Here is a 12922-nt window from a genome sequence, read left to right as displayed (position 1 = left end):
GCGGCCTATGGCTGCTATGCAGTGCAGTGGCTTTGTGGTTTGTGGCCGACAAACGGGCCACTGTATTTGATCCAAACAACATGTTGCAGCAGCCACAGTGGCAACGCTCGTTACTGCCGGTAATGGCGGATATTGATAGTGAAAAGCACAGCACCACCTTGCTATTGGTGGGCAATGAGCAATGTCATTGCCAACGAGTCGCTGCGCCTCACCAAAGTAAGGTCATAGCTGATGCTCGCCGAGCAGGAATAAAGGTTCGCCAGGTCGATGCATCGTCACTGCCCACAGGCCTGCTACCTGCTGTGCCCGCAGCCATTATGTTAGCGCAGGGCAGCGTGCTTTACGCTGGCCCCCTCTCTGTGGGGCTCGGGTGCGCCATCGAAGATGGCATTATTGATACCGTTATAAGCAACTACGAAAATGGCTATCACAGCTCGATGCTAGTAAGCAAGGTCTCTGGCTGCTACTGCCGTGTGTAGCAGCGCTACACCGTTGAGCCGGCTCGCTTGAGCTGACGAATTTCCATATTGCTGATGCCATCACCACAAAAATCACTGGGTCCTATTTCTTCATACGCAGACTGCATTTTCAATAATGCTTGAGTCGCGCCGAGTTCAACCAGCGCACACTCGGCTTCACGCAAAGAATTAAAGGGTTTCAATGTGTCGTTGTTATCGCTCAGAATATGATAATTACCGTCGGTATCAAGGGCTCCGGCTAAATAATGATTAGCATCGGCATAACTAAGGATGATGGCGCGATATTGGCTATCGGCTAACGCGGCTTTAAGTTGATTTGCTTGCATAAATTGCACTCCTCACTCTATTAACTGTTAAACGCAGCAACAGCGGGAATGGATTAAAAAAAGCGCACTTTCGTGCGCTTTGAGTAGGGTTGGGTTAATTATTCATAGCGCAGCGTTAACGAAGGCCGGGTGCTAGCCGCTCTAAAGGCGAGGCTAGCCACAGTTAACCAGGTGATCATGGCTACCAAAGCGGCGGCGACAACGTAAAACCATATAGCCTGATCAATACGCTCGTTAAAGTTGGCCAGCCAGTCACCCACTAACCAGTAGGTTAATGGAAAGGCAATGGCAGTACTTATGGCCACCAGCAGTAGGAACTCTTTGGCGAGTAAGTTAACGATACTTAACCTAGATGCACCGAGCACTTTGCGCACAGCCACTTCTTTTTGACGGCGTAAGGTAGAGAATGCAGCTAATCCAAAGGTACCTAAGCAGGTTAATAAGATTGCCAAAATACAGAAGATGGCAACTAAGGTAGAAACACGTTCATCGTTTTTATATAACGCGCGGTAGTTATCTGCTACCAGCTCAATATCAGCATTGTGCACATTTAACTGGTCACTGACGATCTGCTGCACCTGCGTTTTTACCGCGTTAAGCTGGCTCGGCTCAAAGTTAATAATCAACTTGCCCTCGTTGGCCCAGCTAAAGCCGCACACCAAGATTAAAGGCGATGCCGAAGCCTCACGCGCTGAACCAATGGTGACATCATTGATCACGCCCACAATTTTGAGCACTTCCTGGTTGTCTCCGGAGCTGCTGTAAAGCTCTTTGCCAATGGCTTGCTCAGCACTGTCATAACCGGCCACTTTAACGAATGATTGCGATACCAGCACCCCAGCCCGGCCGTTGCCATCGTCGCCTAAGCTATGCCAATCACTGCCGTAGTCGGCGCTCAGGTCGCGCCCAGCGATAACCTCTAGCCCAGCGGTTTCAGCAATATTAAAGCCCACACCAATAAAAGGGATCACAGCATCATTTAACTCACCGTTATCCGAAGTCACAGTAAAGCTAGTGTTGAATGACGAGGTAAAAGAGGCATCGGTAATGCTGCTAGAGATCACCCCTGGTACAGCATTGATGCGCTGACTCAAGACATTGTTGTGCTTGAAGTACAATTGTCTAGCCGGGATATCATCCACCTCTAAACGGTATTGTTTTTCATAGCCAACCGCCAGCGATTGCAAGTGACTAAGTTGCTGATGCAAGGAGAATGCACCGATGATCAGGGCAATAGATAAAGAGGCTTGCAAAGTCAGCAACAACTTGCGCACCAAAATAGCAGTACGACCACGCTGAATATCACCGCTGAGCACGCGTTTCGCACTAAACGCTGACATAAAAAATGCGGGGTACGCGCCAGCTAACACGCCCACCGATACCACGACCGCGACTAAAATAATGCCAAACTCTGAAAAATAGTTGATCACCAAAGTGCGCCCTACCAACTGGTTAAACGCTGGTAGTGCTAATTCCAATAACGCGCACGCAAGCACCGCTGCCACACTGGTTACCAATAAGGATTCCACTAGGAATTGATTAATAATTTGCGCCTTGCTCGCCCCCAGCGCCTTGCGTACACCCACCTCTTTGGCTCGTTTAGCCGACTGCGCGATGCTCATATTAATGAAGTTAAAAGCCGCCAACACGATTAATAGAATACTCAGCGAAAAGCTGATCAACACCACAGTGTACGAGCCATTTTCTTTAAGCTCATAACGGCTATCGGAATGCAGGTGAATGCTAGGTAGGTGCTCAAAGGATAAGGTCACGAAACCGAGCGGCTGATCTGGGTAAACAAGTTCAGGGTAAGCCTCGGCAAAACGTGCTTGCTCGGCTTTGATATCAGCGTCGGCAGCAAAGCGTACATACACATAAAAGTTATTGAGCTGGTAATTAGGATTTTCGTCCTGCATTGCCACTAACCCGGAAAAAGCAAAGTGGGTATTATCTTGCAAATCGGCGAATACGGCGGTAACTGTGTAGGTCGTTTGCCCTTTGCTTAAGGTCTCACCAATGGCATTAGCCTGGCCAAAAATACGTATGGCTTCATGTTCGCTCAACGCGATTCTGTTCGGTGCGCTCAGCGTGCGCTGCAAATCACCAAAAAGCACATCGAGCGCAACAAAGTCGGTGATATTGGTGCCTGTGGCAAATAAATCTTTCATTTTGTAATAGTTGCCATGAGCACTAAAATCCCCAGATAGCCGAGGGTGCATTTTCAAGGCAAAGATATCCTCTACCGCACCATTTTTTGCCACCTCTTGCGCTGCGTAGTAATTAGTAATCGGCGCATTCACTCCCATTTCACGAAAGTGTTGCGATAACCGATAAGTGTGCTCAAAGTGGGGCTGATGCGCGTCGACACTGGCCTCAAAACGGGCAAACAGTGCCATTAAAATAGCCGCAGCCAAGCCCACCGCCAAGCCAAATACGTTTAATAGAAAATGTTGTTTATGGGTTACGAATGCGCGTAGCGCAGCCGATAAGTAACTAGTGAGCATAGGTGCACTCCTGCTGATGTATATACAAGCTGAGTAATGCCAATATCTGTCTGCTTCGCGCGCTATTGTTCGCCACTTCGAAGTCGTTATTGTTGTTCGTCGGCATATTGCATATGTTTTTTATCATTGTGATTTTTTGCGGCGACGCCCTAACGGCGCCGCCTACACCCTATTCGTATCTCAGTGTTAATGAAGGGCGCGTACTGGCCGCTTTAAAGGCTAACCCCGCAACCGTCAGCCAGGTAATACCGGCAACAGCGAGAGCGGCGATGCCATACACCCAGATAGCCTGCTCAATACGGTCGTTGAAGTTTGCTAACCAATCACCCACCAGCCAGTAGGTCACTGGATAGGCTATAGCAATGCTCAGCGCCACTAGTAGTAAGAATTCTTTAGCTAAAATGTTGATAATACTGGCTCGGGAGGCGCCAAGAACTTTGCGTACAGCAATTTCCTTTTGTCGGCGAATAGTCGCGAATGACGCTAAACCAAAGGTGCCTAAGCAGGTTAAGAACACGGCCAACGCAGTGAATATAAACACCACTTGCGACACGCGCTCATCGCCACGCAGTAAATTTTTATAGTCCTCTGAGAGTAAACTGATTTTAGGCTCATAAATCTTGGCATGATTGGCTAATACCGTTGTTACTTGCTGCTGAATGTATGGCAAGTTTTGCTGATCGATATTCATTATCACCTCAGCCACAGGGCCATAACTCAGCCCACATAGGAACATGATGTTCGAGTTGGCATCTTGGGCATTGCCCACTTTTACATCGGCTACCACGCCGACCACTCGCATTGCCATCCCTTGCCCTTGAGTGGTGATGGTTTTACCCACCACCTCACTCGGCTGTGAATACCCCGCTTGCTTAGCAATAGATTCGGTTACCAAGGTGCCAACCTGAGTGGTACCGTTAATTCGCTGCGCCCAATCACCAGCATACTCGGCGCTAAAGCCACGACCGGCAACGAGCTTAAGACCTAAGGTTTCCACAACATTAAAATCGGTACCTATAATTGGCGTTAAGCCTTCGGTACTCTCACCATTAGGCCACACCGGTGCCACGGTATTGTTGATTGAGACAGTGAGCTGAGTATCCACCACACTGACATTGTTTACGCCTTCAATTGCAGCGAGATTTTTAACTAAGGCACTGGGCTCTTTGGTCAGCACCATTTTGCGCGGCAACTCAGAGATAACTAAGCGCTGTTGCGTTTCATACCCCAAAGGTAAGCTTTGTAAGTAGGCTAATTGCTGCTGCAAAGTCACAGTGGCGATAATTAAAGCTATAGATAACGAGGCCTGCAAGGTAAGTAAGCTCTTACGAACAAATATTGCGGTATTACCTCGCTGTAAATCGCCACTTAACACCCGTTTCGCGCTAAATGACGAAATAAAGAAGGCAGGATACAGCCCTGCAAGTAAGCCCACCGCTACGGCCACCGCCAGCACCACAACGCTAAACATAGAGGCGTAGTTAACCACCAGCTCTCTATCTACCAAGGCATTAAAACTAGGGAGAATAAGCTCAACGGCAATGCATGCGAGCACCATAGACAGCAATGATACCAACACCGACTCTGATAAGAACTGCGTCACAAGCTGAGCTTTACTTGCACCTAGGGCCTTGCGCACACCCACTTCTTTGGCGCGTTTAGCCGATTGCGCCACGGTCATGTTAATGAAGTTAAAGCCAGCGATAAGTATCAGCAATACACTCAGCCCGGCACAAATCACTACCACCTGTTTAGCACCCCCCGTTTTCATTTCAAACGGTGATTTGGCAGTTAAATGCAGATCACGCAGTGGGTGTAACTCAATGCTCACCTGATAGCTTTCATCGTTAGCGAAGTACTGCTCTGTGAGCGTTTGGGCCAGAGCCTGGGTGTCGGTGTTAGGAGCCAGCTTTAAATACACATAGCTGTGGTTGGCACGCAGGTTTTCCGGGTTATGTTCAAAGTAGGCCAGGGACTTGAAAGCAAAATGGGTGTTGTCGGCTAAATCGGCGAACACGGCTCGCACGGTGTACTGGCCATGCTCGTGCACCAAGGTTTCACCCACTGCATTCACCTTCCCGAAGATACGCAGTGCCTCAGATTCGCTCAATGCCAAGCCATTTGGCGTACTCAACGCCTGACTTAATGAACCATCTAAGGTGCGCAAGGCAATAAAACGCTCAATATTAGCGGTGGCGCCAAACAAGCCATCCAACTTATAACCTTGAGAGCGATAGGTCACATTGGCAGGGGTAGCCTGAGTTTGTTCTGACAAAGTTAGGGCAAACACATCCTCGATTTGACTGTAACTTTGCGCATTTTTTGCCTGCGTGTAGTTAGAGATAGGGATCACCGCCAAGCCAAGTTTGCTAAAGTCTTGGCCCACGCGATAAACCCGCTCAGCGTCAGGCTGCTGCGCGTCATAGGAAAGCTCATTGACGGCAAAAAGCGCCACCAAAATAGCTGCGGCTAAGCCCACGCTCAAACCAAACACGTTGAGCGCGAAGTGCTGCTTTTGTAGCTTAAAAGCACGCAGCGCTGTAATTATGTAACTTAAGATCATGGCTATGCCACCTCTGTATTAACCGCAGGATTAGCGGCATTGGCTTTATCCACCATGATTTGGCCATCAAGCAGGCGAACTAGGCGGTCGGCATAGTTCCCTTCTTTCTCTGAGTGCGTCACCATGATCACTGTGGTGCCCTCGCGATTAAGTTCACGCAGCATGGTCATGACTTCATCCCCGTTTTTAGAGTCCAAATTACCGGTGGGCTCATCGGCGAGGATCAGCTTAGGATTAATTACCAGTGCTCGCGCGACGGCGACGCGCTGCTGCTGACCACCGGAAAGCTGTTGCGGTAAGTGATCGCCACGGTGATCGATGCCTACGCGCTTTAAAATAGCTTCAACACGTTGCTTGCGCTCAGCTTTATCTATTTTTTGATATTGCAGCGGCAGCTCAACGTTTTCATACACGGTGAGCTCATCGATAAGGTTAAAGCTTTGGAACACAAAGCCAATGCTGGCTTTTCTCAGCTGCGCTAATTGCTTTTCGTTGTAGCCAGCAATGTCCTCACCCAGAAACTCAAACTGTCCGCTAGTTGGCGAATCAAGCATGCCAAGGATAGATAACAAGGTAGATTTACCACACCCTGAAGGGCCCATAATGGCCAAGAAATCACCCTCTTTAACACTGAGGTTAATATCGTTAAGTGCAGTTGTTTCAACGTCTTGAGTACGAAATACGCGCGATAAGTTAGTTAGCTTGATCATCATTGTTCCTTTAAAATTGTAATTGTTGTGCTTTATCGAAGTTGGCGTAGCTTGAGGTGATCACTTTGTCACCGGGCTCAAGGCCGCTGAGCACTTCGTAATAATCTTGGTTTTTTCGACCTAGGCGGATGTCGCGGCGAACGGCGCCACTGTTATCATCATTCATGACATACACCCAATTGCCGCCTGAGCTGCTAAAGAATGCGCCTCGCGACAACAACAGCGCATTATCTTGACTACCGCCAAGCATCAGCTCGACATCCAAGCTCTGTCCCCGCTTGATGTTGCTCGCTTGCTCTGGCAGTTCGACTTCAATTTGAAATTGTGATTGCTGCACGCGACTGTCTATTTTGGTGACTGTGGCGCTGACATCCCCTTGTTCAAGTTCAATAATGACCTCCATACCAGAGCGTACTTGGCTGAGATAAAACTCGTCTAAGCGGATCACTAGCTTGTACTCGTTGGGTATATCAATCTGACCTAAACGCGCGCCACGACTCTTTGATGCGCCAATTTCAACATCCAACTCACTCAAATACCCGTCCACAGGGGCAGTGATCAGCAAGTTATCGAGGTTGCGGCGCGCAAACTGAAGGTTTTTCTCGAGCATTTCAGCACTATCTTGTAGCTGTGCCAACTGCACTTCACGAATGCTTTTCTCTTGCTGTTGACGCTCAATAGTGAGCTCTTTACGCGCTTGATAATAAGCTAAGTCTTCTTTTAGCTCAGAGAGCTGCTCTCGGGAAAGCATGCCTTTTTCTACCAAGGGCGCAGTTTGCTTAAGGCGGCGAGTTAGATGAGTGATTTTCAGTTCAATTTCTAATAAATCTCGACGTAAGTTTAAGCGGCTGGTCTCCATATTCATCTGGGTGTTACGCAGAAAGTTAAGTTGCTCAGTAACTTGTGCTTCCCGGCTCATTACATCAAGTTGCAAATTGGTGTTACTTAAACGCACCAGAGGCTGACCTTTTTTGACAAATTCACCCTGCTCTACAAGACGCTCTTCCACCTGACCACCGGCAATAGTGTCGAGGTAGATGGTGGTTTTTGGTACTACTTGTCCACGTAAACTTAGTGCATCGACAAATTCGCCTTGGTTCACGGTGCTTACCGTTAAATTACTGGCATTAACCGTTTGGCTACGACCTTGTGAAGAGCTTTGACTAAACCCGTAAGCAGCGGCCGCAACACTGAGAGCAATAACCGACATTGCGACTTTCTTCGCGTGCTTTTTTAAGCCTGATGATTCTATTTTTCTATCCATCTCAGTCACCCAATATATGTGTTCGCTATATAAGGGGTAACTATCAAGCTCCGTGCCAAAATTTAATTTCCATATATTTCAACGACTTAATTTTAAGACGGGATTATTCTGAGCAATAAGGTGTCCGCTTATAGAACACCTCAATTCTTTACAGTGCCCATTTGTGGACAGGGAATGAATAACTGGGGTAGGCTAAAAAGAAAAAGCCAAGGCAGGGATATGAAACAGGCAGGCTCTATACTAGTGGTTGATGACAACCCCGATATTCTTATCGCCGCGCGTTTATTACTTAAACAGCATTATCAAAGCGTTAAAACCACGGACAACCCTTTTGATATAGAAGGTATTGTTAACGAGCAACAACAGGCTGACCAGCCCATTGATGTGATTTTATTGGATATGAACTTTACCCAAGACTCCATCAGTGGCCAAGAGGGATTCTACTGGCTAAAAAAAATCGCCGCGCAAGACCCCACGATTGTGGTGCTGCTTATGACCGCGTATAGCGATATTCAACTGGCTGTAGATGCAATAAAGGCTGGTGCCGCAGATTTTATCGCCAAGCCATGGCAAAACGACCAGCTGTTAGCCAGTGTCGCTGCGGCTTTTAGCCACGCCAAAGATAAGCGCCAAGTGGGTCAGCTCAAGCGCCAAACCCAAGGCTTAAACGATGCATTAAATAGCAATAAGTTTGCCTTTTTAGGGCAAAGCGATGCGATGTTAAAAGTATTCGATACCATCGAACGAGCAGCCCAAACCGACGCCAATATTCTTATCACCGGTGAAAGTGGTACCGGTAAAGAGCTCACTGCCCATGCTATCCACCAGCAAAGCCTACGTCATAGCGGCCCTTTTATTAGCGTTGATATGGGAGCCATGAGCGCATCACTGATGGAGAGCGAATTATTTGGCCATAAAAAAGGCGCTTTCACTGATGCCAAAGAAGACCGCGTTGGCCGCTTCGAACTCGCTGGCGGTGGCAGTTTATTCTTGGATGAACTAGGCAATTTGCCGCTGGAGCAACAAGTGAAGCTGTTGGCAGCATTGCAAAATCGGCAAATCACGCCCATTGGTGGCAGCAAAACCATCGATGTCGATATTCGTTTAATCAGCGCCACCAATGATAATTTACATGAGGCAGTAAGCGAAGGCCGTTTTCGTCAAGATTTACTGTATCGAATCAATACCGTGGAAATCGCCCTACCGCCGCTGCGCGAGCGTCATCAGGACATTCCTTTACTGGTTGACTACTACCTCAACCATTTTGGCCAAAAATACAAACGCGAACTTAGCGTTAGCAACTCCAGCATGCAGGCGTTAAGTAGCTATCAATGGCCAGGCAATGTACGCGAATTAGCGCATGCAATAGAACGAGCGGTGATCCTCTCTACCGGCACTGAGCTAGACATTGGCTCAGTTATTAGCGCACCGGCGACCACCGGTAGCGTAGCACCACAGCAAGGTGAGCAGTATGATACCTTCAACCTAGAAGAGCTGGAACATCGCGCAATTCGCGCTGCACTCACTCACTTCCAAGGTAATGTGAGCCACGCCGCTAAAGCATTAGGGCTGACTCGTGGTGCCATGTATCGACGCTTAGAAAAATACGGGCTTTAACACTGATGTCTGCAAATACAAAACTGTCGTTATTGTTAGCTGGCGTTATACTAACGGCATTAGGCGCCCAATATAGTTGGTACAGCTTACAATTACCGGCGCTAACCACAGGCATGGTATTGGTCGCACTGGCCTGCATTTGCAGTATTTTAGTGCTATTTAAACGCCAAAGCCGCCAAGCGCAATTAGCACTTAAAGCCCTGGCTAACGGGGATAGTAGCCTAGGGTTGCCTCGCAACCATCCTATGCGGGTACAGTATAACGAAGTTAAAGAGCAAATATTGCAAGCCCGGTTGGCTGCGGAGCAACAAGCCCAGTTTATGCAAACCCTGCTAATCCATATCGATATGGCGGTGTTAGTGTTCGATGCGCAGGGCAATATTATTGAGCAAAACCCGGCTGTCGCAAGGCTGCTCGGGGCTCCCGTGAAAGATCTGCAATCGTTAGCGCAGCTCGGTGAGTTTATTAGTGAAGCACAAAGTCAGTGTCAATCAACCGCTCTATGGCAGCGAGGAGAACAGCAGGACACCTTGTCTATACAAATAAGCTTGGCCACCATCCAAGGGCAAGAGCTAAAAATTGTCACTTTGCAGTCGATTCATGAGCAGTTACTACTAAAAGAACAACAAGCCTATAAGCGCTTAACGCGCGTTCTCACGCACGAAATTGCCAACTCGATTACCCCGCTGTCATCATTGGCACACACCTGCACCGGTCTGTTGCCACAAGGACTGAGTTTTACCGATAGCGAAGATAAAGAAGACTTAGCACTCGCCTTACAAACCCTTCATAGCCGCACTGAAGGGTTAAGCGCCTTTATCGCACGTTTTCGATCCATCAGTAATCTGCCCAAGCCAGATCTCAAGGCGCAATCTCTTGCAGATGTGGTAACACGTTGTTGTGCCCTATTCAAAACAGACTTGGAGCAGCAGCATATTGCTCTAAAGCTACAAACCCACAGCGACACTTTAGTGATGTGTGATGCCCAGCAAATTGAGCAGGTATTAATTAACCTGATCAAAAATGCCATAGAAGCGATGAGTGTGAACTGTGCAGACAAAACCTTGTCTATGGTTGTTGATAAAAATAGCCAAGGGCAGTTATACATTGCCGTGTGTGATACCGGTGGTGGCATCAGTAAACAAGCTCAAGAAATGATGTTTGTGCCTTTTTTCACCACTAAACAGCAAGGTTCAGGGATAGGTTTAGCGCTAAGCAAACAAATTATGGTTAGCCATGGTGGCGACCTAACCTACCATGAACAACCCCAAGGGGCATGTTTACGCTGCGTCTTTGGCTAACGCCAATGGGCTCTGAGGGCGCAGTTAGCAAGCCCTCGCTTCAGCGGCCGCTCAGATTTAGCTCACCTTATGTTAAGGTGCCAACGCTAAGCTGATTCGCCGAAATGACCGAATTCAGTTTATTATTTAAGTAGCATTTATGTATCGAATTTCAGCGCTATTAGTTTTTTTGTTCCTCGCGGGTTGCCAGAGCATGAGCTCGAAGCCCCAGCCCCCTGTAAACAATGACACCATAAAAACCGAGGCTCAGTCCCCAAGTGTAAGTGAAAAGGCGGTACCGCCGTCAGTGCAACCGAAACAGCCGCAACAAACACCGCAACAAGTGGACGATGTATGGCAGCGTATCCGTATGCAATTGAGCTTTGCAGACTCGACTCACCCGGATGTGATGAAGCGCGTTGACTGGTATTTATCACATCCTAATTATATGGATGAAATAAGCCGTCGTGCCGAGCCTTACTTGTATCATATAGTGACAGAGGTGGAAGCGCGAAACCTGCCAATAGAATTAGCGCTAATGCCGCTGATTGAGAGTGACTTTGATGCCAGCGCCTACTCTCACAAGCATGCTAGCGGCCTATGGCAGTTAACGCCTTCGCTTGCTCAATACTTTGGCGTTAAAATCACGCCTTGGTACGATGGCCGCCAAGATGTATTCGACAGCACAGCGGCGGCGCTGGACTTTATTGAGTACCTGTATAAGCGTTTTGATGGCAACTGGTATCATACTATTGCTGCATACAATGTTGGCGAAGGTCGAGTGCGCAATGCTATTGCGGCCAATAAAAAAGCTGGGAAAAGCACGGACTTTTTCGCGCTCAAACTGCCCAAACAAACACGCAAATATGTGCCCAAACTGCTTGCTGCAGTGCATTTGCTAAAACATGAAAAAATGGACTTCCCAGCAATTGATAACAGCCCAGCCATTTCGCCTCTCCCCATCAAAGGCGCAGTTATTTTAGCCGATAAGTCGCAATGGCAAGATGTGCAAGACCTCAATCACGGCGTAATCCGCTTTCCTGCGATCATCGATGCTCCGCATTTGGTCGTACCCAAGGCTAAACAGCAACACTGGCAGCAAGCCATTGCCAAACAACAAAGTAGTGATTACAGCCAATGGCAGCATTACACCATTGCCAAGGGGGATAGTTTAAGTGTTATTGCCGAGCGTTATGCGCTTAGTGTTAAGCAGCTAAAGACGTTTAATAACCTTAGCTCCGATCGCATTCGCATTGGTGATAAGCTGATTTTACCGGTATTAGCCGATGAGCAAATCGAACATAAGGTCAGCTCGGGGGAGAGCTTATGGAAAATTGCCCGCCATTACCAAGTGAGCATTGCCAAATTAAAACAGTGGAACAACCTTTCAAGCAATATATTACAGGTTGGCGACACTCTCACCGTGTTTCTATCACGCAGTTAATCCTGCAACCATTTACTCATGGCCGCATCAAAGGCGGCCTGCTTTCTTTGTTTGAGATGCGGGCAAATGACTTCACCTGCTGGCATATCCGCTTGTGCCATCGGTGAAGAAGCATCCATGACAAAGCAGCGGCCATCTTGGCGTAATAGATAGTTACCCGTCACCTTGTCACCGGCGAGCACCTGCATCGCGCCTGTTGATTGCTGCACTGATGTGATATCTGGACCGGAGTAACGAGGAAGCTCATCAAGCTGTACCTTGCCCACCCCAGCTGATGACTGAGTTTTTGCAAACGCACGAGTGACGCGTTGCTCAAAGTGCGCATAAGGGTTTATTCTCACCGGGGCTTTGTCTTTTTTTTCAGCAGCAGCCGCTCGGCTTTTTAGAGCTTCACTATGCTGATTAGCTTTTCCTTCACCTTCCTCTTTTTGAACGGGCGTGGCTGAGTGAGAGTCATTATTCACTGAGCGCTGCGGCTTAATCGGCTCTGGCGCATGCACGGGATGCTCTATCTTATTTTCTGGCGGTGGCAAGCTAATCATCACCACCTGCATGGTGGCCGGTGACTCTTCCTGATGCGCTCGCATTATCGCCGGAGTGGCGGTGCTCAACACATACCCAATAATTAGCATATGGCAAGTAATTGAAATGAGTAAGGCGCGTAAAAACATATCCCTATGCTACAAAAATAACATCACCTTATAAGGACTGCAGATACGACGATTTAGTTCATGG

General features: G+C 48.1%; 10 protein-coding genes. 4 read left to right on the top strand and 6 right to left on the bottom strand.

Translation table 11 applies throughout. The features are described from left to right. Positions 1-26: 26 nt before the first annotated feature. Positions 27-479 (top strand): DUF6436 domain-containing protein, encoded by a 453-nt coding sequence (locus MHM94_RS15950; protein WP_235420030.1) that lies wholly within the window; start codon positions 27-29, stop codon positions 477-479. Positions 480-484: 5 nt separating this feature from the next. On the opposite strand, the gene MHM94_RS15945 is transcribed toward MHM94_RS15950, so the two are convergent. The 5 genes from MHM94_RS15945 to MHM94_RS15925 form a co-directional block, all read right to left on the bottom strand. Next, on the bottom strand, positions 485-805 hold the full coding sequence (locus MHM94_RS15945) for a DUF6482 family protein (protein ID WP_045979451.1): 321 nt from the start codon (positions 803-805) through the stop codon (positions 485-487). A 98-nt stretch (positions 806-903) separates the two neighbouring features. After that, positions 904-3309 (bottom strand): ABC transporter permease, encoded by a 2406-nt coding sequence (locus tag MHM94_RS15940; RefSeq protein WP_235420031.1) that lies wholly within the window; start codon positions 3307-3309, stop codon positions 904-906. A gap of 169 nt (positions 3310-3478) precedes the next feature. Further along, the gene (locus tag MHM94_RS15935) at positions 3479-5872 is read right to left on the bottom strand and encodes an FtsX-like permease family protein (protein WP_235420032.1); all 2394 of its coding nucleotides are present in this window, start codon (positions 5870-5872) and stop codon (positions 3479-3481) included. 2 nt (positions 5873-5874) lie between these two features. Continuing rightward, entirely contained in the window at positions 5875-6582 is a 708-nt protein-coding gene (locus MHM94_RS15930; protein WP_022944901.1) for an ABC transporter ATP-binding protein, read from the bottom strand. Positions 6583-6592: 10 nt separating this feature from the next. Continuing rightward, complete coding sequence (locus MHM94_RS15925; protein ID WP_235420033.1) at positions 6593-7846, bottom strand: efflux RND transporter periplasmic adaptor subunit; 1254 nt, start codon at positions 7844-7846, stop codon at positions 6593-6595. Positions 7847-8065: 219 nt separating this feature from the next. Here MHM94_RS15925 and MHM94_RS15920 point away from each other — a divergent pair, with 219 nt between their 5' ends. From MHM94_RS15920 to MHM94_RS15910, 3 genes are all read left to right on the top strand, one after another. Beyond that, positions 8066-9463 carry a sigma-54 dependent transcriptional regulator gene (locus MHM94_RS15920; protein ID WP_235420034.1) on the top strand — a complete coding sequence of 466 codons (1398 nt, stop codon included), beginning with the start codon at positions 8066-8068 and terminating at the stop codon, positions 9461-9463. 5 nt (positions 9464-9468) lie between these two features. Then, a complete protein-coding gene (locus MHM94_RS15915) occupies positions 9469-10764 on the top strand; it encodes an ATP-binding protein (protein ID WP_138507924.1) in 1296 nt (431 codons plus the stop codon). A gap of 193 nt (positions 10765-10957) precedes the next feature. Further along, positions 10958-12187 carry a LysM peptidoglycan-binding domain-containing protein gene (locus MHM94_RS15910; protein ID WP_235420035.1) on the top strand — a complete coding sequence of 410 codons (1230 nt, stop codon included), beginning with the start codon at positions 10958-10960 and terminating at the stop codon, positions 12185-12187. On the opposite strand, the gene MHM94_RS15905 is transcribed toward MHM94_RS15910, so the two are convergent. Beyond that, positions 12184-12858 carry a hypothetical protein gene (locus tag MHM94_RS15905; RefSeq protein WP_235420036.1) on the bottom strand — a complete coding sequence of 225 codons (675 nt, stop codon included), beginning with the start codon at positions 12856-12858 and terminating at the stop codon, positions 12184-12186. The two genes, MHM94_RS15910 and MHM94_RS15905, sit on opposite strands and share 4 nt — an antisense overlap. Between the last annotated feature and the right edge of the window lie 64 nt (positions 12859-12922).

The organism is Pseudoalteromonas sp. CNAT2-18.1, from assembly GCF_022347865.1.
GTDB lineage: Bacteria > Pseudomonadota > Gammaproteobacteria > Enterobacterales > Alteromonadaceae > Pseudoalteromonas > Pseudoalteromonas ruthenica.
Note: the sequence above shows the minus strand (reverse complement) of the source record. Positions and strands in the feature narration are given on the sequence as shown.